Annotated in this window: 20 protein-coding genes and 4 tRNA genes; 17 read left to right on the top strand and 7 right to left on the bottom strand. The window is 25.7% G+C overall.

Going from position 1 to position 24393, the window contains the following annotated elements; translation table 11 throughout:
* Positions 1 to 40 precede the first annotated feature (40 nt).
* A complete protein-coding gene (locus tag U0T63_00275) occupies positions 41 to 856 on the top strand; it encodes an undecaprenyl-diphosphate phosphatase (protein XBC39290.1) in 816 nt (271 codons plus the stop codon).
* Here U0T63_00275 and U0T63_00270 read toward each other — a convergent pair.
* Entirely contained in the window at positions 845 to 2089 is a 1245-nt protein-coding gene (locus U0T63_00270) for a tRNA CCA-pyrophosphorylase (GenBank protein ID XBC39289.1), read from the bottom strand. The genes U0T63_00275 and U0T63_00270 overlap by 12 nt on opposite strands.
* Positions 2090 to 2272: 183 nt before the next feature.
* On the opposite strand from U0T63_00270, the gene ribB reads away from it, so the two are divergent.
* Positions 2273 to 2908 (top strand): 3,4-dihydroxy-2-butanone-4-phosphate synthase, encoded by a 636-nt coding sequence (ribB, locus tag U0T63_00265; protein ID XBC39288.1) that lies wholly within the window; start codon positions 2273 to 2275, stop codon positions 2906 to 2908.
* Between the two features lie 107 nt (positions 2909 to 3015).
* Here the strand turns inward: ribB and tsaD are convergent, their stop codons facing one another.
* On the bottom strand, positions 3016 to 4029 hold the full coding sequence (gene tsaD / locus U0T63_00260; protein XBC39287.1) for a tRNA (adenosine(37)-N6)-threonylcarbamoyltransferase complex transferase subunit TsaD: 1014 nt from the start codon (positions 4027 to 4029) through the stop codon (positions 3016 to 3018).
* Between the two features lie 241 nt (positions 4030 to 4270).
* Between tsaD and rpsU the strand changes: the two genes are divergently transcribed.
* From rpsU to rpoD, 3 genes are all read left to right on the top strand, one after another.
* The gene (rpsU, locus tag U0T63_00255) at positions 4271 to 4486 is read left to right on the top strand and encodes a 30S ribosomal protein S21 (protein ID XBC39286.1); all 216 of its coding nucleotides are present in this window, start codon (positions 4271 to 4273) and stop codon (positions 4484 to 4486) included.
* An 80-nt stretch (positions 4487 to 4566) separates the two neighbouring features.
* Positions 4567 to 6336 carry a DNA primase gene (gene dnaG, locus U0T63_00250; GenBank protein XBC39285.1) on the top strand — a complete coding sequence of 590 codons (1770 nt, stop codon included), beginning with the start codon at positions 4567 to 4569 and terminating at the stop codon, positions 6334 to 6336.
* A 125-nt stretch (positions 6337 to 6461) separates the two neighbouring features.
* On the top strand, positions 6462 to 8300 hold the full coding sequence (gene rpoD, locus U0T63_00245; GenBank protein XBC39284.1) for an RNA polymerase sigma factor RpoD: 1839 nt from the start codon (positions 6462 to 6464) through the stop codon (positions 8298 to 8300).
* A 242-nt stretch (positions 8301 to 8542) separates the two neighbouring features.
* On the opposite strand, the gene cysE is transcribed toward rpoD, so the two are convergent.
* The 4 genes from cysE to metF form a co-directional block, all read right to left on the bottom strand.
* Positions 8543 to 9238, bottom strand: a complete 696-nt coding sequence (gene cysE / locus U0T63_00240; GenBank protein ID XBC39283.1) for a serine O-acetyltransferase — start codon at positions 9236 to 9238, stop codon at positions 8543 to 8545.
* Between the two features lie 522 nt (positions 9239 to 9760).
* Positions 9761 to 11140: an argininosuccinate lyase gene (gene argH / locus U0T63_00235; protein XBC39282.1), complete on the bottom strand. Its 1380-nt coding sequence runs from the start codon at positions 11138 to 11140 to the stop codon at positions 9761 to 9763.
* Between the two features lie 78 nt (positions 11141 to 11218).
* Positions 11219 to 12436 carry an argininosuccinate synthase gene (locus U0T63_00230; protein ID XBC39281.1) on the bottom strand — a complete coding sequence of 406 codons (1218 nt, stop codon included), beginning with the start codon at positions 12434 to 12436 and terminating at the stop codon, positions 11219 to 11221.
* Positions 12437 to 12768: 332 nt separating this feature from the next.
* Positions 12769 to 13662, bottom strand: a complete 894-nt coding sequence (gene metF / locus U0T63_00225) for a methylenetetrahydrofolate reductase (GenBank protein ID XBC39280.1) — start codon at positions 13660 to 13662, stop codon at positions 12769 to 12771.
* A 194-nt stretch (positions 13663 to 13856) separates the two neighbouring features.
* Between metF and murB the strand changes: the two genes are divergently transcribed.
* Positions 13857 to 14867 carry a UDP-N-acetylmuramate dehydrogenase gene (gene murB / locus U0T63_00220; GenBank protein XBC39279.1) on the top strand — a complete coding sequence of 337 codons (1011 nt, stop codon included), beginning with the start codon at positions 13857 to 13859 and terminating at the stop codon, positions 14865 to 14867.
* Positions 14868 to 14980: 113 nt separating this feature from the next.
* On the opposite strand, the gene coaA is transcribed toward murB, so the two are convergent.
* Entirely contained in the window at positions 14981 to 15784 is an 804-nt protein-coding gene (gene coaA, locus U0T63_00215; GenBank protein XBC39278.1) for a type I pantothenate kinase, read from the bottom strand.
* A 177-nt stretch (positions 15785 to 15961) separates the two neighbouring features.
* Here coaA and U0T63_00210 point away from each other — a divergent pair.
* The 11 genes from U0T63_00210 to rpoB all read left to right on the top strand — a co-directional run bounded on the left by U0T63_00210 (position 15962) and on the right by rpoB (position 24334).
* Positions 15962 to 16034, top strand: a tRNA-Thr gene (locus U0T63_00210).
* Between the two features lie 30 nt (positions 16035 to 16064).
* Positions 16065 to 16146, top strand: a tRNA-Tyr gene (locus U0T63_00205).
* A gap of 41 nt (positions 16147 to 16187) precedes the next feature.
* Positions 16188 to 16259: transfer RNA gene (locus U0T63_00200), tRNA-Gly, on the top strand.
* Between the two features lie 13 nt (positions 16260 to 16272).
* A tRNA-Thr gene (locus U0T63_00195) sits at positions 16273 to 16345 on the top strand.
* Between the two features lie 357 nt (positions 16346 to 16702).
* Positions 16703 to 17086 (top strand): preprotein translocase subunit SecE, encoded by a 384-nt coding sequence (gene secE / locus U0T63_00190; GenBank protein ID XBC39277.1) that lies wholly within the window; start codon positions 16703 to 16705, stop codon positions 17084 to 17086.
* Between the two features lies 1 nt (position 17087).
* The gene (gene nusG, locus U0T63_00185) at positions 17088 to 17633 is read left to right on the top strand and encodes a transcription termination/antitermination protein NusG (protein XBC39276.1); all 546 of its coding nucleotides are present in this window, start codon (positions 17088 to 17090) and stop codon (positions 17631 to 17633) included.
* 89 nt (positions 17634 to 17722) lie between these two features.
* Positions 17723 to 18154 carry a 50S ribosomal protein L11 gene (gene rplK / locus U0T63_00180; protein XBC39275.1) on the top strand — a complete coding sequence of 144 codons (432 nt, stop codon included), beginning with the start codon at positions 17723 to 17725 and terminating at the stop codon, positions 18152 to 18154.
* Positions 18155 to 18850 (top strand): 50S ribosomal protein L1, encoded by a 696-nt coding sequence (gene rplA, locus U0T63_00175; GenBank protein XBC39274.1) that lies wholly within the window; start codon positions 18155 to 18157, stop codon positions 18848 to 18850. It begins immediately after the preceding gene.
* 270 nt (positions 18851 to 19120) lie between these two features.
* Positions 19121 to 19618: a 50S ribosomal protein L10 gene (gene rplJ, locus U0T63_00170; protein XBC39273.1), complete on the top strand. Its 498-nt coding sequence runs from the start codon at positions 19121 to 19123 to the stop codon at positions 19616 to 19618.
* 60 nt (positions 19619 to 19678) lie between these two features.
* A complete protein-coding gene (gene rplL / locus U0T63_00165) occupies positions 19679 to 20047 on the top strand; it encodes a 50S ribosomal protein L7/L12 (GenBank protein XBC39272.1) in 369 nt (122 codons plus the stop codon).
* Positions 20048 to 20305: 258 nt separating this feature from the next.
* Complete coding sequence (gene rpoB, locus U0T63_00160) at positions 20306 to 24334, top strand: DNA-directed RNA polymerase subunit beta (protein XBC39271.1); 4029 nt, start codon at positions 20306 to 20308, stop codon at positions 24332 to 24334.
* The last annotated feature ends 59 nt before the right edge of the window (positions 24335 to 24393 follow it).

Here is a 24393-nt window from a genome sequence, read left to right as displayed (position 1 = left end):
TTAAAATTTCATAAAACTTTTATAACCAAACAACATAAACATGTATACAACTACTATTTATCATATATTTATTACTATTTTTTTAGGAATTATAGGAGGAATACTAGAATTTTTTCCTATTTCATCAACTAGTCACATAATCATTTTTTCTAAATTTTTTAAAATAGAAGTGCACGAAGTAAAAATGTTAAATTCATTTATACAATTTGGAACATCTCTATCTATTCTTCTATATTTTAAAAATACTTTTATTGAATTATTTTATTCATTTTTCAAAAAAAACGACAACTATAATTCTCGAAGTAATTTATCATACCTTCATGTTGTAATTAGTACTATTCCAATAGTATTAATAGAATTGTTTCTTCATAAACATATACAACAACTTTTCAATCTTAAAAATATATTTTTTCCACTTATCTTTGGTTCTACATTACTAATTCTGTCAGAAATATTTAAGAAAAATACAAAAAATAAAAATAAAAATATAAGTTTACTACAATCATGTGTTATAGGATGCTTTCAATGTCTAGCTTTATGGCCAGGAGTTTCTAGATCTTGTTCTACTATCTCTATAGGTATTTTAATAGGATTAAGTCAACTTCAAGCAACTTATTTTTCTTTTATTATATCCGTTCCAATTTCTTTTGGAGCTATAATTTTAGATTTATATAATAATCTTCAAATTATAACATTACATAATATTACTTTTTTTTTAATAGGTTGGTTATCCTCTTTTATTACATCTGCAATTTTTATAAAAAAATGCTTGAAAAAAATTAGCGTTTGTTCTTTTATACCATTTATTATTTATCGAATTTCACTATCCTGTATTATTACCTTTCTAAATTTCTAAATTATTTAAATTACGTCTCCACTCATCAATTGCAATAATTCTTAAACGATCCAACTCGTTTCGTATTTCTATTCCTATAAATCCTAGATGTAAAATTGGTTTAATAGAAATTTTATTAGCAATATTAAAAGCATTCTTAAGAAACTTCCCTTGACATGAATTTTGAAGTTTTTTATTCTCAAAATTACATATATATAAATTAATTAAAATAGATAACTTTTTAATTCTAATAGGCTTTCTCCACACATCTGTTTTATTAAAAAAAATAATAATATCTTTTGATGATTGGAAATGAATAATGCGTAAAAATTTGAAGCAACTAGAAAAAATAACAGACAAATCTTTTATATAAGAAGGAATATATAAACGTTTACATATTTTTTTCACAAATTGATTTGAAAATTTATCATATATTTCAAATAAAAAATCGCAAACATTTTGTTCTTGAAATCGACAAATTATATTACATAAATAAGAAAACTTAATATCTACATCAAAAATTAAATTAGATATCCTTGCAATTTCGAAAAAAAAATTAAACTTAAAATAAAAATTTTTAAAATATCTAAAAATTTTTTGAAATTCAAACTGACACACCATATTAATTTCCGGAAAAACTAAAGATAAAGCGCCGCAATAATATAAAATTTGAAAATATACATGAGGATTAGATGTCTTTAATGCTTTTTCTGTTTCTCTCCAAATTCGACTTTTAGTTAAGTACAATAATTCTTTATTTTTGACCATATTAGTCATAAGTTGCATAGTTTCTTTTGCAATTTGAAAACCAAAATGATTGAATTCTGCAGAAAATCGTGCTACTCTAAATACTCTTAAAGGATCTTCACAAAAAGAAAAAGAAATGTGACGCAAAATTTTATTTCTAAGATCTTTTAATCCACCAAAAAAATCAATATAAATTCCATTTTTATCTTGAGCTATAGAGTTAATCGTTAAATCTCTTCGTATTAAATCTTCTTTTAAAGTAGTTTTCTTAGAAAAGTATGATGTAAACCCTGTGTACCCTACTCCAGTCTTTTTATCAATTCTTGCCAATGAATATTCTTCTTTACTATTAGGATGCAAAAAGACAGGAAAATCTTTTCCTACTTGTTTAAAATTCAAATCTAATAACATTTTTGGAGTAGCTCCAGTAACCACCCAATCTCTATCTTTAATAGGGATATGTAATAATTTATTTCGAACAGCACCTCCAACTAAATATATTTTCATAAATAACCTTTTAATATATTAATCAAAAATTATTAACAATATTTTAAAAATATACAAATATTTTGTTTTTAAACAAAAATCATAATGTATTAAAATATACAATAAAACAATTTTCAATTATACTTCTCATGCAATCATTCTAATTTAAAATAACATTATTACCATTAATGAGGCTGAAATAAAATGTATAATTCTTTTTTTTCTATTACTCCACAAAAACGCGTTCAAATCGCAATTAAATCTCTTAAATTAGGAAATGGAGCAATAGTTTTAGACGATATAAATCGCGAAAACGAAGGTGATTTAATTTTTCCAGCAGAAGTAATGACTATAAAACAAATGGCACTAACAATTCGATACGGAAGTGGAATAGTATGTTTGTGTATTACTGAATCTAAACGAAAACAATTAAAATTACCATTTATGGTAAAAAATAACACTAGTAAATTTAAAACTAATTTTACTGTAACTATAGAAGCTTCTCAAGGAATATCAACCGGAGTATCTGCAAAAGATAGAATCACTACTATTCGAACAGCTATAAAAGACAATGCAAAACCAAAAGATCTCAATAGACCTGGTCATGTATTCCCATTACAAGCACATAAAAATGGTATTTTTGGAAGATCTGGACATACAGAAGCAACAATAGAACTAGTTACTTTAGCAGGATTTAAACCTGCTGGAATATTATGTGAACTAGTCAATAAAGACGGATCTATGTCAAAATTATCTGAAATTATTATATTTTCTAAAGTACATAAAATCCCAATTTTAACTATTCAAGATTTAAAAAAATACATCAAAAACTACAAATAATAAAAACTAAATTGTTAAATTGTATCTAATCTATTTTTCATTAATTAAATATTAATTATTATATTTTATATAGCACATACAAAACATTTACACATTCACCTAATGTACTACACTGGATCTACATCAGTAATAGACCACTTAGGATGTACAGAAATTTTTAAATCAAAATTACTAAACTTTTTTAACCTAAGCATACCTACATATGCTATCATTGCTCCATTATCAGTACATAGATCTAATCTGGGATAAAATACTTTTCCTTGAAAATCACTAATCATAATATTAATTTTCTTTCTTAAATTTGAATTTAAACTTACCCCTCCAGATACTACTAAAGTAGAATAATTTAACTGTTTCAAAGCTTTTTTGCTCTTTGATACTAAAATATCTGTAGCTGCATTTTCGAATTCTTTAGCAATATCTGCTCTAGTTTGAAAATTATTCTTGTGCAATTTAATAACGTTAGAAACAAAAGTTTTTAAACCAGAAAAACTAAAATCTAAATTTTTTTGATTTATCATAGGTCTTGGAAAATGAAAACGACCAGATTTTCCTAATTTTGCTAATTTAGATAAACTAGGACCTCCTGGATAACTTAATCCCAATAATTTAGCTACTTTATCAAACGCTTCACCTACAGCATCATCCAATGATGTACCTAATAACTCATATTTTCCAATACCGAATGCATTTACTAATTGCGTATGTCCTCCAGATACTAACAATCCAACAAATGGAAATTTAAGTTTTTTAAATTCCAACATAGGAGTTAATAAATGACCTTCCATATGATTCACTAAAATAGTAGGTATACTTAAAGAAAAAGCTAATGCAGTAGATAAAGATGCTCCCACTAACAAAGAACCTACTAATCCTGGTCCAGCTGTATAAGCAATTCCATCTATAGAATACTTATTAACATTAAATTCTTTTAACATATCTTTGATTAATGTAGCTAAAACCTCAAGATGTTTTTGGGAAGCTAATTCAGGAACTACACCACCGTAAAAATTATGAAAATAAGACTGATTATATAGCTTATTTGCAATAATTCCTTTAACACTATCATATATTGCAATTCCAGTATCGTCGCAAGATGTTTCAATTCCTAATACTCGCATATATATTTTTACCTTAATATATTCATATTTAAAACTTAATATACTTTATATTTAATTATATTTTACTATTTTATTTTTCAAAAAATATAAATATAAATTAAAACTAATTTAAATTATTTTATAAAACATATAATTATAATACTTTACATATAATTTTAAATATAATGTTAATATCTTCTTAACAAATTTTATTTTGTATATATTTAAAAATTTAAAATTTAATAAAGGAACTTATATAATTATGCCAATAATTAAAATACGCGAAAATGAGCCTTTTGATGTAGCTTTAAGAAGATTTAAAAGATCTTGCGAAAAAGCTGGAATTTTATCAGAAATTAGAAGAAGAGAATTTTATGAAAAACCTACTACTAAACGGAAACGAGCAAAAGCATCTGCAATTAAACGTTTAACTAAAAAACTTTCTAGAGAAAATCTAAAAAGAATTCGAATGTATTAATTTTAATTGTCATAATATAAATTAACTAACCGACCGTACTGTATTTAAGTTCGGTCATAATATAATACTCTTAAAATGGCATGAAAGGAATAATTCCAAAATACTTTATTAACGAATTATTACATCAAACTAATATTATTGATGTAATAAAAACTAGAATACCTCTCAAAAAAATTGGAAAAAATTACAATACACATTGCCCTTTTCATCAAGAAAAAACACCGTCTTTTACTGTAAACAGTGAGAAACAATTTTATTATTGTTTTGGATGTAATGTACACGGAAACGCAATCGACTTCCTTATACATTACGATAAACTAACGTTTATAGAAAGTATTGAAGAACTAGCAAATATTAACGGACTAAGCATTCCATATAAAAAAAAATATCTTTCCAATTTTTTTAGTCACGAAAAACGTAATAATTTATATGTCGTAACAGAAACTTTATCTAATATCTATCATAAAAACATATTTAAAGAACAATATGCATATAAATATTTAAAAAGTCGTGGAATTAGTATATCTATGATTCAGTTTTTTAAAATAGGATTTTCTACTAAAAAGTTAAATAGCATAAAAAAAATAATAACCTCTAATAATTTTAAGTTGCAAGAACTAATTAATGTAGGCATGTTATTAATTAATAAAAACGGATATAAATATGATCGATTACAAGAAAGAATAATTTTTCCAATTAGAAATAAAAACGGAAAAGTCATTGGGTTTGGAGGAAGATCAATCAATAAAAGTACTCCTAAATATATTAATTCTCCTGAAACAGAAATATTTCAAAAAAGTCGAAATATATATGGCTTGTTCGAAATTTTACAACACAATCCAAAACCAAAAAAAATATTAGTAGTCGAAGGATATTTAGATGTCATAACACTCTATCAATTTAATATTAATTATTCAATTGCTGTGTTAGGAACATCTATCACAAATCATCAAATACAACTACTATTTAGAACTACAGATACTATTATATATTGCTATGATGGAGATCTTGCAGGAGAAAAAGCTGCTTGGAGAACTTTAAAAATGACTTTTCCTTATATTCAAGATGGAAAATATATTAAATTTATATTTTTACCTCATGGTGAAGATCCTGATACAATTATAAGAAAAGAAGGAAAAGAAAATTTTGCAAAACGCATAAAAAATGCTACAACATTATCAGAATTTTTGCTAAAAAAACTATTTGAAAATATAGATCTAAGCTCAATAAATGAACGTTTTTACTTAGGTTCTAAAACAATTCCTCTAATAAATCAAATTCCAGGAAAAATTACACGAATACATTTACTTCACAAGTTAGGAAATAGAATAGGTATTCCAGATTTAAACATTTTAAAAAAATTACATACTGTAAAATCGCATCAGATACTTTTTAAGGAAAATAAAAATCAAAAAAAAACGCAACAAATAACTATACGTATTTTAGTCGTACTTCTACTACAAAATCCGAAATTAGCACATACTATTCCATCAACAAAGTTTTTAAAAAGTTTTAATTCAATAGGATCTATTATATTTTTAGATTTAGTAAAAAAATGTATTATGTTTCCTAATTCTAACACTGGTCAAATTCTAGAAATGTATAGGAATACAAAAATCTTTAAAAAATTGAGTCAATTATCTGTCTGGAATCATATGATCTCAAAAAATCAAATACATCGAGTTTTCTTAGATTCATTAAAGAACCTTTATAATAGAACATTAGAAAATAAAAAAAATGAACTAATTATCAAAGAAAGAAAAACAGGACTTGAAAAACACGAAAAATATGAATTATGGTTAATTAACAAGAAATTAACAAAATGCGATTTATTAAAATCAAAAATCTAAAATAACCACTTTTAAATTAAATACTATATGAAATATTTATAAAAAATTTGAAAATATTTATATAAAAATCTGTTTTCGATATAATTAATATATTCTCTATCTTAATAAAATATGGATATCATCTTATGGAGCAAAATCCACAATTACAACTTAAACTACTAGTTACTCATGGAAAAGAACAAGGATATCTAACTTATACTGAAGTGCACGACCACTTGCCAAATGATATAATTAATTCAGATCAAATAGAAGATATCATTCAAATGATCAATGATATGGGTATTCAAGTAGTAGAAGAAGCACCAGATTCTGATGATCTTATACTACAAGAAATAAGACATACAGATACGGATGAAGATGCAGTAGAAGCAGCTGCACAAGTATTATCTAATGTAAACTCTGAGTTAGGACGAACTACTGATCCCGTAAGAATGTATATGCGAGAAATGGGAACGGTAGATTTATTAACTAGAGAAGGAGAAATCGATATAGCTAAACGAATAGAAGAAGGAATTAATCAAGTTCAATGTTCTGTAGCAGAATACCCAAAATCAATTGTTTATCTATTAAAACAATACCAGAGAGTAGAACTAGGAGAACTTAAACTAACTGACCTAATTAATGGATTTGTTGATCCTAATTTAGAAGAATTTTTTTCGCCTATTTCACATCACATTGGAACTAATTTTTCAGAAGAAGAAAATATTCACAATAATGATGATGATAGCTTAGATGATACTAACGAAAATAATAATCAAATCGATCCAGAATTAGCTCGGGAGAAGTTTCATGAATTAAAAAATCAATACAAAAAAACTAAAAATGTACTAAAAAATAAAAAAAGACATCATCATGATTCAATAATTGAAATTCAAAATTTATCAGAAATTTTTAAACAATTCAGACTAGCTCCCAAACAATTCGATTTTTTAGTTAAAAACATGCAACGCATGATGCAACGAATTCAAACGAAAGAAAAAATTATAAAAATATTGTGTTTAAAAAACTGTTCTATTCCTAAAAAAATTTTCGAAGAATTTCTTACAATAAAAATTAAAAAAATATGGAAAAAATTATCTAAATATAAAACATATCCATGGTTTGAAAAGCTTAATACAATTAAAGAAAAACTAAACTCTATTATAGAAGAACTAATTAAAATTGAGAAAACCACAGGACTTACTATAAAACAAATTAAAGACATTAATAAAAAAATATCTATAGGGGAACAAAAAGCAAAAAAAGCAAAAAAAGAAATGGTAGAAGCTAATTTAAGATTAGTTATTTCAATTGCAAAAAAATATACAAACAGAGGACTTCAATTTTTAGATTTGATTCAAGAAGGTAACATAGGATTAATGAAAGCTGTCGATAAATTTGAATATCGAAGAGGATACAAATTTTCAACATATGCTACTTGGTGGATAAGGCAAGCAATCACGCGTTCTATTGCCGATCAAGCAAGAACTATTAGAATACCAGTACATATGATTGAAACAATTAACAAATTAAATCGTATTTCTAGACAAATATTACAAAAAATAGGTCGAGAACCAACACCTGAAGAGTTATCAGAACATATGTCAATTCCAGAAGAAAAAATACGAAAAATATTAAAAATAGCAAAAGAACCAATATCAATGGAAACTCCTGTTGGAGAAGACGATGATTCTCATTTAGGAGATTTTATAGAAGATACTACATTAGAATTGCCTTTAGATTCTGCTACTTCAGAAAATTTACGATCTGCTACGCATAATGTTTTAGCAGGATTAACAGCTCGAGAAGCTAAAGTACTCCGAATGAGATTTGGAATAGATATGAACACAGATCATACTTTAGAAGAAGTCGGAAAGCAATTTGATGTTACTCGTGAAAGAATACGTCAAATAGAGGCTAAAGCTTTACGAAAACTACGACATCCTAGTAGATCGGAAATCCTTCGTAGTTTTTTAGATGACTAAATAAACAACATTTTTATAAAATTAAGTCAAATTAAAGCTTCCTATTGAAAAGGAAGCTTTAATTTGTTCAAAATAACATTTTTGTATTAATATTTTAAACGTTATTTAAATTTTTGTATTTCAAAAATTATATAAAATAAAACTATTATAACTACTTTATATCTAATTGAACTTATTTTAAATTACTATTACAATATTAAATAAATTTAACTTTTAAAAATATATAAAACTATACTATATTATTAAACATATATAGATGTTAACACTACTGTTCCTGGACTAATACTTACATTTGGTCCTATTTCAACATTACCTAATATTATTACTCCAGACCCTATTGTTACTCCCGAATAAATTTTTGGACAAAGAATGTCTTTTATTATTTTAGTTCTTTTAAAATTTGTTAATTTTGGATTAGAAAAACGATTCTCCATTTCTGCTTTTCTTCCAATAACAATTCCAGAAGTATGACTTAATACAATTCCATTTTCAATTAATGATTTAGGATGAATATCTATAGAAAATACAAATGAAATACAGTTTTGAAAATATATAGCTAATTCTTTTCTACCGGAATTCCAAAAAAAATTACTTATACGATATGCTTGTAATGCATGAAACTCTTTTGAATACAAAAATGAAATAGCATAACAAGTGTCTGATAAATCTGTTTCATGTATTGCTTGTATATCTTTTATCGCTGAAAAAATGATATCAAAATTAGCATCATATATTCGTTGTATTATATCTCTTAAAAAAATAGCAGAAATAACTTTATTTCCTAATTTGTTAGACAACATATAGCTTAATGCTGTACCAAAATTTTTGTGATTTAATATATAAGAATGATAAAACCCTAATAATAAAATTTCTCGCTCACAAAGAATTTGAACTTCAGACAAAATTTGATTCCATATTAATTCAACTTCTTCAAACAAAATTTTCTCCAAATAATACAAATATATTATGCAGTTATTAAAATAATTTAATTCTTGTATTATATATACGATATATTAACTTGTAGTAATAATATACATATAGAATACATATAAATGTACATAACATTTTAATAAATATAACATTTTCTCATTATTTTATTATTTTAAAAATTTACTTTGTAAAAATAGTACACTATTTTAATTTATAAATGTTTTAATTCTTTTAAAATTAACAAAAATCAGTTAAATATTACATTTACATATATTTAAAAATAAATTTTTATTAAAACATTTTAATGTTAACTCAAGTTATAACATATATAATAAAATTTAAAGTAATAATGTCAAAACTAATTATAAAACTCTTAAAACATAAATTTTATTATTTATCAAATTACGACATATCATAAACATTTTATAATATTAAATACGTTTTTAAAAAACTGTTTAATTTTTTTATAAAATATTAACTTTCCAACTAAGACATTATAACATTTTATAATTAAGATTTTAAAAAGATGATTACAACTTTATGTTTAACTTTTTCTTTATCTCTTTAATAGATCTTTGAACTTGCTTAAAAGACACTCCTCCTTTGGAATTTCTTTTGTTAAGAATTTCCCGTAATTCCAAATGCTTATATACATCAGATTCAATAAGATTACAATGTTTTTTTAACACTTTTAAATGTAACTTTTCTAACGGAAGTTTATTTTGAATAGCTTCTAATACTATTTTCCCTGTTATGTAATGTGCATCACGAAACGTTACACCTTTTTTTACTAAATAATCAGCCAATTCAGTAGAATTAGAATAATCTTTGTTTGCTGCTTTTAAACAAGTAGAATAATTAACTTCTAAATTATCTAAAACTAAAATAGACATTAATAAACATCTACTCCAAGTCTTTAAAGCGTCAAATAATCCTTCTTTATCTTCTTGCATATCTTTATTATAAGATAACGGTAAACCTTTTAAAATTACTAAAATACTAATCAAAAATCCAATTACTCTTCCCGATTTAGATCTAATAATTTCTAAAGAATCTGGATTTTTTTTTTGAGGCATAAGAGACGAACCTGAAGTAATCGCATCCGAAAACGTTACAAATTTAGATTCAGAAGAATTAAAAAAAATTAAATCTTCAGAAAACCTTGATAAATGAATCATTCCTATAGATGCAACTGAAGCTAATTCTATAATATAATCGCGATCTGAAACACTATCCAAACTATTTTTAGTAGCTGAGGTAAAACCCATTTCCTTAGCTAATTTGTCTCGGTCAATATTCCATGTAGTCCCAGAAAGAGCTCCACAACCTAATGGACTAACATTCAATCTTTTTAATACGTCTTCTAAACGATCTTCATCTCGATCCAACATTTCTATATAAGCTAAACACCAAAAAGAAAAAGTAATAGGTTGAGCTCTTTGTAAATGCGTATATCCAGGCATAATAATACTTTGATTTTTTTCAGCACTTTTAATTAATGCTAATTTGAATTTCTTAATTTGATTTAATAAAATTTTAACCTTATACTTACACCATAACTTTAAATCAGTAGTTACTTGATCGTTCCTACTACGACCTGTATGTAATTTCTTTCCAATTTCTCCTACAATTTTAATTAATTCTTTTTCTACCCAACTATGTATATCTTCTGAATCACTTTTTAACATACAAGTAGGACTGTTTTTAACTAAATCCCACAAAGAGTTTAAAGCAATTTCAATTCTTTTTTGTTCTTCTACTGTTAATACATCAACACTCAATAACGCTTTAGACCATGCTATAGAAGAAAAAATATCCTGTTCTACTAATTGATAATCAACATTTAAAGAAGAATTAAATTGTTTAAAAAAAGCATCAGAATCACGTAAAAATCTTCCTCCCCATAACATCTTATATTTACTCCGTTAACTATGAAAAATTATCATTTTTCTTAAAACATAATCTTCATTACAATGAGTATAGTTAAATTAATGAGAACTTTTTCTCATTGCTCGTATTCTAGAAGGTAAAGAAAAAATTTTTATAAAACCATTTGCATCAGATTGACAGTATACATCATCTAAACCAAACGTAACAAAATCTTTGGAATATAGAGAATTAGATGAATATTTTCGAAGAGGAGTAATCGTTCCTTTATATAACTCTAATATTACTTCTCCATTTAATTCTAAAGATAATATATCAGCTGATGCTTGAATAGATTTTCGAATAGGACTAAACCAATTCCCATTGTAAATTACATATGACATTTCTAGTCCAAGAATTTGCCTCCATTTAAAACTATCTCGATCTAATACTAATTGTTCAATAAAACGTAAAGCATTAAACATGATTGTTCCGCCCGGAGTTTCATAACAACCTCGAGATTTCATACCTACTAATCGATTTTCTACAATGTCAACACGTCCAATACCATGCCGAGATCCTATTGTATTTAGCTTTTTTAAACACTTAAACGGAGTAAGATAATCCCCGTTCACAGCTACTACACAACCGTTTTGTATTGTTAAAGAAATAATTTCAGGTTTATCAGGTGCATTTTTAGGATCTACAGTCCAAACCCAACAATCTTCCTTACACATATTCCATGGATCTTCAAGAACTCCACCTTCTGTTGAAATATGCCATATATTTTCGTCTCTACTATAAATTTTTTCAATAGTAGCAGTTGTTTTTATATTTTTTCCTTTTAAATACACGAGTAATTCTTCACGTGAATGTAAATCCCATTCTCTCCAAGGAGCAATAACTTTTAATTGAGGTGCTAATGCAGCATATGTAGTTTCAAATCGTACTTGATCATTTCCTTTCCCAGTTGCACCGTGACATACACCGTCAGCACCTAATTTTAGTGCAACTTCTACTTGTTTTTTAGCTATAATAGGTCGAGCTAATGCAGTTCCCAATAAATAATTTCCTTCATACAATGCTCCAGTTTTCAATACAGGATAAATATAATTTCTTACAAAATCTTCTTTTAAATCAATAACCATACACTGAGATGCCCCAGATTGAAGTGCTTTTTTTTCAATATCATATAAATCATTTTTAGATTGCCCAACATCTGCAACATATGCAATTACATCTGAATTATATTTCTCTTTAATCCAAGGAATAATAGCCGATGTATCTAACCCACCTGAATAGGCTACAACAACTTTTTTATAATCTTTTTTGTTTTTCATGATGATCCTGATAAATCGCGCATTATAACGTATGTTTTAATCATACGACTTTTTATAAAAAATAATTATTCTATACTTCTTATAAGTACTCAGATATTTAAACATCTTATATATAAACTAATAATTCTATAATACAAATATTAATTTATTTTTTAAAATGTTATATTTCATATATTTTAAAAAATTAAAATTTTAATATTTGTATTAAAACAAAAATTTAAACCAAAATTTTATATCTAGTATTTATAAAATACCATATATTAACTTTCAATATGTTAATAAAATAAATCAACAACATAAATATTAATTTATAAATATAATTATACAAAACGTTAAACAGAACAAAGTTTTTTTCCTAAAATATGGCATATAGAAATAACCATATTTGACTTATTTAACGCATAAAAATGAAAATTTCTAATTCCTTCTTTATAAAGTACTTTGACCATATCTATAGCTATGCTCGTTCCAATAATTTCACTTCTTTTGAGATCATTTTCTAATCCATTAAACATATGATAAATCCAAGTTGGAATTGTTACATTACTCATCTTGGAAAAATTACATAATTGTTTAAAATTGAAAATAGGAAAAATACCTGGAATAATATCTATAGTAATTCCGCTTCGTACACATAAATCTCTAAACTTCAAAAAATGAGTAGTACTAAAAAAAAACTGAGTAATAGCACAGTTAGCACCAGCGTCTATTTTTCTTTTTAAGTTGATTAAATCAACTTCAGCGCTACGAGACTCAGGATGTAATTCTGGATAAGCAGCAACTAAAATATTAAAATTAGCAACACATTTTAATATTTTTATCAAATCAACAGCATACATCACTGTTTTTTTCTCAAAATTTTTAAAATCTCCTCTTAATGCTAAGATACTACGAAAACCACTATTCCAATATTTTTTTGCAATTTCTACTAATTCATCTTTAGTCATATTAGAACATGTAAGATGAGGAACAGTTTCTATATTAGTTTGATTTTTAATTTCATTTGCAATATTATATGTATTGTTTCTTGTTTCAAAAAACGCTCCGCATGTTACTGAAAAAAAAACTGGATGTAATAACTTTAATTTGTTAACTGTTTTAAACAATTTTTTTCGTGATATTAAATCTTTAGGAGGAAATAATTCAAATGATACGTTAATTTTTTCACGAACATTAACTAAGTATTCATTCAATACTTCATAACAATGAATGTCACATACATACATATTATAATTCCTATCAAAATAGAAAATTGAAATTTTTATATTATTAAAATCTTGAAGTTAATTGATTTAATCTAGATAAAATATCGTTTTTATTAGAATAAAACTATAAATTACTAATTTAATATCTTTCAACAATGATGTTATAAAACTAAACTTGTAACGTTTCACGAAAAGATTAAAAATAAAATTCAAAAATGCATGCAAATCAATCGTTAAAAAAATTCCATACATTTAAAATTGATGTATACGCGAAAAAGATAGTTATAGTAAGCAACATACGTGTTCTTATTAAAACATGGAACATGTGTAAAAAAAAGTCTTCTTTTATATTATTAGGCGAAGGAAGTAACACATTATTTTCTAAAAATTATAATGGGATTGTAGCAATTAATAAAATTTCAGGAATAAAAATTTTAGAAAATCGTGAATATTGGTTAATAAATGCTAAAGGAGGAGTAAAATGGCATAACTTAGTCACATATACATTAAAATTAGGAATTTATGGGTTAGAAAACTTAGCCTTTATTCCTGGAACAGTAGGGGCAGCTCCAATTCAAAACATAGGAGCATATGGATTAGAATTTAAAGATATATGTGATTATGTAGAAATTTTATCTTTAACGAGTTGTAATATAACAAAAATACAATCAAAATATTGCATGTTTGAATACAGAAATAGTATTTTTAAGAATACACACGATCATAATTATATAATTTTATCTGTAGGAATTAAACTTAAAAAAAAATGGTCTCCTAATGTAATTCATCTACGTTTACAACAAACTAATAACAAAAATATCACCGCACTTGAAATTTTTAATTTTATAAAAAAAATTAGAAATAAAAAATTTCCTAATTTAAAAAATGTAGGACACGCTGGAAGTTTCTTTAAAAATCCAATCATTAAAAAAAGCCATGCTAAAAAACTTTTATGTAAATATAAAAACGTACCTAACTATCCTGAAAATAATGAAAATGTAAAAATTTCAGCAGGATGGTTAATTGAAAAATGTCAATTAAAGGGATATCGCATTGGAGGAGCTAAAGTACACGATAAACAAGCATTAATACTCGTAAACGAATATAATTGTACTTCTCAAAACATACTAATTTTGGCAAAAATAATACAAAAAAAAGTATACGAAAAATTTAATATTTTTCTTGAAAAAGAAATTAATATTATCGGAAAAAATAATATTCTTTAATAATGAACATAAACATAATAATATAACTGTTATATCCTCTTATTTTAATAACACTGCATTCTTTTGAAACAGAAAATAATTTGAAGTGTAGATAATACTCCGTTCTAAAAAATTTAGTTAACAATTTTTATACAATTAATGTCATGATTAAAATCTTTAATTACAATAAAATCAGCATATTCTTGAGTTAAAAAAATATTTTTTTTTAAATTTTTATAATTAACTTCATACCATGTTTTACTAGCAACATTTATCGCATCATTTAAAGACATTTTATAATAAAAATTAAAAAAAGAATCCGGATAAAATTTCGACATTTTTCTTAAATATAAAAAACGACTAAGATACCATTCTTTTAAAAATAAATCATCTGCATCTATATAAATCGAACAATTAAAAAACTTTGACAACAAGAATGAATTACGTTTTTTTGTCATATAAAAAGAAGGATTTAAAATATGTAAGCCCTCTATAATAAAAATATCTGAATTTTCTATCATTTTATTACTATTTAAAACAACATTTTGAAAAAAATGAGAATATACTGGAATAACAATGTTTGAAATTCCTGATTGAATTTTTAAAAAAAAATCTATTAATTTTCTAATGTCATATGTATCAGGAAATCCCTTATGCTTCATTAACCCTAAACTACTCAAAATTTCATTAGAAAATAAAAAACTATCTGTTGTAACTACAGAAACATTTTTTTTAGTGAAATAATTTTGCAATCCTAATTTTAACTTATGAGACATCGTACTTTTTCCAACTGCTACACTCCCAGTTACTCCTAAAATATAAGGCTTTTTATTCTCACATGTTCCTAATTTTAAATGCATTAAATCATTTTTTAAAATATCCTGAACTAAATATTTTAAAATGTCCTTAATGCTTGAACTCAAATATAAATTTTTCACGATAGCTTGATTTTTAAAATTTATATTTATAGAATACTATTCTAAAATCATAAAAACAAGTTTTCTTAAAAAATTAAAAATATTTTCAAAATATTAAAATTTATTTAAATAGTATGTAATTAATGTTAAATTTTCATTGCATAAAATTAAATCTATACGTAATATATTAAGAACAAAGCCGGCTTAGCTCAAAAGGTAGAGCGACTGACTTGTAATCAGTAGGTAACCAGTTCGATTCCGGTAGCCGGCAAAAGAAATTATAAACGATACAAAATATAAAGGTGGGATTCCCGAGCGGTTAAAGGGAGCAGACTGTAAATTTGCCGTCATAGACTTCGAAGGTTCGAATCCTTCTCCCACCATCATAAAGAAAATTTGTGTATATTTTAAAATAATTAGATGTGCGAACATCGTATAATGGACATTACCTCAGCCTTCCAAGCTGATGATGCGGGTTCGATTCCCGCTGATCGCTTAAAACATCTGAGGCTGATATAGCTCAGTTGATAGAGCACATCCTTGGTAAGGATGAGGTCCCCAGTTTAATCCTGGGTATCAGCATTATAAAAAAATTATACAAACATTTATAAATTTATATTTATATAAAAAACATAAAATTAATTTTTAAAAAATACGTTTAAAATCTTTTATAAATAACAAAATTCAAAAAATCTCTTCACTTTATTAATCTAAATCATTTAACGAAAATTCGTATATACTTTTAGTTTCACTAAAGTATATTCTTCATATATCACATAAAACTAATTAAATTGTATGAAATTAAATTACTAACAGTAGAAAACTATATGATTCCATTCAAAGCATTCGTATTATATATGTTAATTTAAAATTATTTCTATTTTCAACATAAACTAAACAAACTACATATTTAAAATATCATATATTATAGGATAATACATGGCTAAAAAAATAAAACCACACAAAAAACATTGTATTTCAAATATACTAAAATTGGTTAGTATAGGAATACTAATAATATTGATACTTTTTAATCACTATTATTATAGTAGTTTATCTTCGTTACTTCATATAACCATAACAACACTTTTAATTAGTTTAATTATTACAATAATTTTTTTAACTAAACAAGGAAAAAAAATACTATTTTTAATAAATGAAACAAAAAAAGAAACAAAAAAAATACACTGGCCTCACTTAAAAGAAACATTTCATACAACTATTATTGTAATTATTGTAACTATTGTAATTTCTTTAATTTTATGGGGATTAGATAATATTTTAATCCGAGTTGTATCATTTTTTACTAGTTTAAGGATATAATATGTATAAAAATCCTCAAAAACGATGGTACGTATTACAAGCATTTTCTGGGTTTGAAAATCGTATTATGAAATCAATACGAGAACATATTAAATTAAATAATATGGAACAATTATTTGGAGAAGTCATGGTACCAACTGAAGAAGTAGTAGAAATTAAAGCAGGAAAACAAAAAAAAAGCGAATATAAATTTTTTCCAGGATATGTACTCATTCAAATGATCATGAACGATTCAAGTTGGCACTTAATTCGAAGTATACCTCACGTATTAGGATTTATAGGAGGAACATCTGATAAACCTTCTCCAATTAGTGACCGAGAGGTCAACATTATTATTAATAGACTTAAACAAATAGGAGATAAACCTAGACCAAAAACATTATTTGAACCTGGAGAAATAGTTAGAGTAAATGATGGACCATTTTTAGATTTTAATGGAGTAGTAGAACAAGTTGATTATGAAAAAAATAGATTGAAAGTATCAGTTTCAATATTCGGAAGATCTACTCCTGTAGAACTAGATTTCGGGCAAGTGAAAAAGAATTGAACATGTCATTTTAATTAAAAACTAACCTATATTTCTTGATTTTTATAAAACAATATAAAATTAAATTTTTAAAAAATTAGGAGAACAATATGGCTAAAAAAATACAAACTTATATCAAACTTCAAGTTTTAGCAGGAATGGCAAATCCTAGTCCTCCAGTCGGACCAGCTTTAGGTCAAAAAGGTTTAAATATTATGGAATTTTGCAAACTATTTAATACAAAAACTAATCACTTAGAAAAAGGATTACCTATTCCTACTGTAATAACCGTTTATTCAGATAAAACGTTTTCTTTCATCATTAAAACTCCACCTGCTTCTATATTATTAAAAAAAGCAATAGGAATTAAATCTGGTTCTTCTAAACCTAATACAGAGAAAGTAGGAGAAATAACTTATCAACAAATAATAGAAATTGCTAAAATAAAACAAACTGATATGACTGGATCTAATATTGAAAAAATGGCTAAATCTATTATAGGAACTGCTAATTCTATAGGATTAACTATAAAAGGAAAGTAAATGAAAAAACTTACTAAAAAAATGCAATTTATGCATAATTTAGTTAAAAACAAAAAAATATTTGACATAGAAGAAAGCATTCTTTTACTTAAAAAAATTGCTGTTTCTAAATTCAATGAAAGTATAGATGTATCTATTAATTTAGGAATCAACTCTAAAAAATCTGATCAAAACATACGAGGAAGTACTATATTACCTCATGGCATTGGAAAATTAATAAAAGTAGCAGTATTTACTCAAGATGAAAATATAGAAGTTGCAAAAAGATGTGGTGCAGAATATGTGGGATTACATGATTTAATAAAACATATACAAGTACATGGAATCGATTTTAACATTGCTATTGCTTCTACTGAAGTTATGAAATTCGTAAATAAACTAGGACCTATATTAGGACCTAGAGGTCTTATGCCACATTTGAAATTAGGTACAGTAACTAATAATCTTGAATACGCAATTAAAAATGCCAAAAACGGTCAAATAAATTATAAAAGTGATAAAAATGGAATAATACATACTTCAATTGGAAAAATTAATTTCTTAAGTAAAAATATAAAGGAAAATTTAAATTCTTTAATAAAATCTTTAAAAAAATTCAAACCTAAAACTTTAAAAGGACCCTACATAAAAAAAATAACCCTATCAACCACCATGAGCTTAGGAGTAAATATTAACTTAAATAGTTTAACTCTGTAATTACTTAATTTTGCTTTACTCTGAAAGAAAAATTCTTTACAATAAAAGATTCATTTCTTAATTAATATCTATAATTAATACTTTCAGTTTAAACATATTTGAAAATATTTACTTATCATCTAAATTTTAAAATATATAATTTTAATTATTCTATTGACATACTCAAAAATTGAAATTTTTTAAAATTATATGAATAAAGTTGCTAGTTTTTATTTTTTACAAATAAAATTATTTCTGTAATTTTAATCAAATTTAGGAGTATTTAAATTAATGATATTAAATCTTCAAAAAAAAAAAGAAATTGTTACTGAAATACATAATACAGCTAAAAATGCATTGTCAATAGTTATTGCTAATTCAAGAAACGTAAAAGTAAACGAAATCACTGAATTACGAAAATTAGCCCGAAAAATAGGTGTCAAACTAGGAGTTTTTAAAAATACTTTAATAAAATTAGGTATTAAAGGTACTCATTTTTCATGCCTAAAAAAACTATTAGTTGGTCCAGTACTAATAGGTTACTCTATAGATCATCCAAGAAGCGCAGCAAAACTATTTAAAGAATTTTCAACAAAAAACAAAAACTTTAAAATTATCGGAGCTGTTTTTGAAGGTCAAATATTATCTCAGTCTAATATAAACATATTATCAGACATGCTTACATATAATGAAGCAATATACAAACTAATAATAACTATAAAAGAAATAACTATAGGAAAATTAATACGCGCTCTTATATCTATAAAAGAAACAAAACATAAAATATAATTTATATTTTGTAAATAATACTAAAAATTGTTTTTTTAGATATTATGAAGGACAAATATTATGTCTATAACTAAAGAACAGATTTTGGAAGCTATATCAGAAATGCCAGTAAAAAATGTTATTGATTTAATTTCTGATATGGAAAAAAAATTTGGAATATCAATAGAAACATTAACAAATTCTAAATCTCCTACTACTTCAGAACCATCAGAAGAAAAAACAGAATTCGATGTAATACTAAAATCTATTGGCGGAAATAAAGTATCAGTAATAAAAGCAGTACGAAGTGCTACCGGATTAGGACTAAAAGAAGCGAAAGATTTAGTTGAATCAGCTCCTACTACAATAAAAGAACATATTACTAAAACAGAAGCTGAATCTCTTAAAAAAATATTAGATGAAACTGGTGCTGAATCAGAAATTAAATAAAATTTTACATTATAAAAATTAAGATTATATTTTTTAATAGCTGGTGATTAGTAATCACCAGCCCTTTCTATTCAATTGTTTTGAAACATTTTATATTTAACGTTCTCAATAAAAATGTTTAGTCATACAATTCTTATATTATTCTTTATTTTGTAAAAAACGTTTAGTTCAAAACACATTTGAAAAAAATAAACAAGTTACTAAAATTATTTTAATAAATAGATAATACTTAAATTGACTGACTAATCGAGGAACCCTATGGTTTACTCTTATACTGAAAAAAAACGAATTCGAAAAAATTTTGGAAAACACCCAAAAGTACTTGATGTACCATATCTTCTTTCTATTCAAATTGATTCATTTAAAAAATTTATAAAAAAAGATCCAAACACTTTATATGGATTAGAAGCCGCATTTCAATCAATATTTCCTATTTTAAGTTACAATGGAAATTCCGAACTTCAATACATTGAATATTATTTAGGAAATTCTTCTTTCGACGTAAAAGAATGTCAAATTCGAGGATCTACTTATTCAGCTCCATTACGTGTCAAACTACGTTTAATTATCTATGAACGCGAAACTGTAGAGAAAAAAATAAAAACTGTTAAAGAACAAGAAGTATATATGGGAGAAATTCCATTAATGACAAAAAACGGAACATTTATAATTAATGGTACTGAAAGAGTAGTAGTATCACAACTACACAGAAGCCCAGGAGTATTTTTTGATAGTGATAAAGGAAAAACTCATTCATCCGGAAAAGTATTGTATAATGCTCGAATTATTCCATATCGAGGATCATGGTTAGATTTCGAATTCGACCCTAAAGACAATTTATTTATTCGAATTGACAGGAGACGTAAATTACCTGCAAGTATTATCTTAAAAGCGCTTAATCTTAACACAGAAGAAATTCTTAATATATTTTTCAAAAAAAATACATTTAAAATATTTTCAAAAAAAATCATAATGGAACTTGTTCCAGAAAGATTGCGTGGTGAAACAGCAACTTTTGATATTTTTTGTAATGATAAATTGTATGTCAAAAAAGGTCAACGAATTACTGCTAGACATATCAATTTATTAAAAAAGAATAATATTAATTCTATTGAAGTACCTGAAGAATATCTCGTAGGAAAAATATCAGCAAAAAATTATTTTGATGTAAAAACAAAAGAAATTATTTTGCCAGCTAATACTAAACTAAATATCGAAGTCATAAAAAAATTAAAATTAAATAATTTTTCTGAAATTATAACAATATTTACTAATGATTTAGATCATGGACCGTATATTTCAGAAACGTTAAAAATTGATCCCACCTCTGATCGTTCCAGTGCATTAATTGAAATTTATCGCATGATGCGTCCAGGAGAACCTCCAACACGTGATGCCACAGAAAATTTATTTGAAAATCTATTTTTTTCAGAAGAAAAATATGATCTTTCTTCAGTTGGACGCATGAAATTTAACCGATCTTTATCAAGAAGTAATATACAAGGAAAAACTACACTAAATAAGATAGATATTATTGATGTTATTAAAAAGTTAATTGATATCAGAAATGGAAAAGGAGATATTGACGATATCGATCATTTAGGAAATAGAAGAATAAGATCAGTAGGAGAAATGGCAGAAAATCAATTTAGAATAGGATTAATACGAGTTGAAAGAGCCGTAAAAGAAAGGTTATCTTTAAGCGATTTAGATACATTAGTTCCACAAGATATGATTAATGCTAAGCCTATTTCTGCTGCAATAAAAGAATTTTTTGGATCTAGCCAACTATCCCAATTTATGGATCAAAATAATCCATTATCAGAAATAACACATAAACGTCGCATTTCTGCACTAGGTTTAGGAGGATTAACCAGAGAACGAGCAGGATTTGAAGTACGAGACGTTCATCCTACACACTATGGAAGAGTTTGTCCAATCGAAACTCCAGAAGGACCTAATATCGGTCTAATAAACTCTTTATCTGTATATGCAAGAACAAATATATACGGATTTTTAGAAACCCCTTATCAAAAAGTATATAAAGGATCTGTAATTAAAAAAATTGAGTATCTTTCCGCCATAGAAGAAGGAAATTTTGTTATTGCTCAGGCTAACACTAACTTAGATAAAAACGGACGCTTAATTGACGATTTAATAACATGTCGGCATAAAGGTGAATCTAGTCTTTTTCATCCAAATCAAGTTAACTATATGGATATTTCTACACAACAAATTGTTTCTGTAGGTGCATCTTTAATTCCATTTTTAGAACACGATGATGCAAATAGAGCATTGATGGGTGCTAACATGCAACGACAAGCTGTTCCTACGTTAATATCAGAAAAACCCTTGGTAGGAACTGGTATGGAACGGACTGTAGCAGTAGACTCTGGAGTAACAGAAATAGCCAAAAGGGGAGGGGTCGTACAATATATAGACGCATCTAGAATAATTGTTAAAATTAATTCAGACGAAATGATATCTGGAGAAGCGGGAATTGATATTTATAATCTTACTAAATATACTAGATCTAATCAAAATACATGTATTAATCAAATACCATGTGTATCTTTAGGAGAAAAAGTAGAAAAAGGAGATGTATTAGCAGATGGACCGTCTACTGATTTAGGCGAATTAGCATTAGGGCAAAATATGCGCGTAGCTTTTATGCCTTGGAATGGATATAATTTCGAAGATTCTATCTTAATATCGGAACAAGTTGTTCGAGAAGATAGATTTACTACCATTCATATTCAAGAATTAGCTTGTATTGCACGAGATACAAAATTAGGATCTGAAGAAATTACATCTGATATACCTAACATAGGAGAATCTGCATTATCTAAACTAGATGAATCAGGAATTGTTTATATTGGAGCAGAAGTAAAAGGAGGAGACATTTTAGTAGGAAAAGTTACTCCTAAAGGAGAAACACAACTAACTCCCGAAGAAAAATTGCTACGAGCTATATTTGGAGAAAAAGCATCAGATGTAAAAGACTCTTCTTTAAGAGTTCCTAATGGAATGTTTGGAACAGTAATTGACATACAAGTTTTTACTAGAGATGGAGTAAAAAAAGATAAAAGAGCATTAAAAATTGAGGATATACAACTTCAAAAAGCTAAAAAAGATCTTACAGAAGAACTCAAAACATTTGAATCAAGTTTATTTAACCAAATTCAATCTATTTTATTATGCTCTAATATTAAGATAGAAAGTTTAAATCAGTTATCTAAAACAGAATGGTTAAATATTTCTGTAAACAATAAAAAAAATCAAAAAAAATTAACACAATTATCTTTACAATATAGTGATCTTAAAAAAGAATTTGAAAAAAAATTAGAAATTCAATATAAAAAAATTACTCAAGGAGATGACTTAACTCCTGGGATCTTAAAAATCGTAAAAGTTTACTTAGCAGTAAAAAGACATATTCAACCGGGAGATAAAATGGCAGGTCGCCATGGAAATAAAGGAGTAATTTCTAAAATCAATCCTATCGAAGACATGCCATACGATCAACATGGAATACCTGTAGATATTGTGTTAAATCCTTTAGGAGTACCATCTAGAATGAATATAGGGCAAATTTTAGAAACTCATTTAGGATTAGCATCGAAAGGAATTGGAAAAAAAATTAATACAATGTTAAAAAATAAAAATTCTATCGAATCTATTCGAAATTTTATTCAAACAGCTTTTGATTTAGGAGAAAAAGTTAAACAAAAAATAAACTTAAATACATTTTCTGATGATGAAGTATTACGTTTAGCAAAAAATTTTAAAAATGGGATGCCACTTGCAACACCTGTTTTTGATGGAGCTAGAGAAAAAGAAATAAAAGAACTATTAAAACTAGCAAGTTTACCTACCTCTGGACAAATAACATTATTTGATGGAAGAACTGGTGAAAAGTTCGAAAGACCAGTTACTGTAGGATATATGTATATGTTAAAACTTAATCATCTTGTTGACGATAAAATGCATGCACGATCTACTGGATCTTATAGCTTAGTTACTCAACAACCTTTAGGTGGAAAAGCTCAATTTGGAGGACAAAGATTTGGAGAAATGGAAGTTTGGGCGTTAGAAGCTTACGGAGCTGCTTATACTTTACAAGAAATGTTAACGGTAAAATCTGACGATGTAAATGGAAGAACAAAAATGTACAAAAATATAGTGGATGGAAACTATAAAATGGAGCCAGGAATGCCTGAATCTTTTAATGTATTACTAAAAGAAATAAGATCATTAGGCATTAATATCGAATTAGAAAATGATTAAAATTTTGATACCTAATTTTTAAAAAAATTCTTACCAATTAATTTTTTTATTTCAAATAT

This window comes from Buchnera aphidicola (Nurudea shiraii), from assembly GCA_039829955.1.
Lineage (GTDB): Bacteria > Pseudomonadota > Gammaproteobacteria > Enterobacterales > Enterobacteriaceae > Buchnera_B > Buchnera_B aphidicola_AY.
Note: the sequence above shows the minus strand (reverse complement) of the source record. Positions and strands in the feature narration are given on the sequence as shown.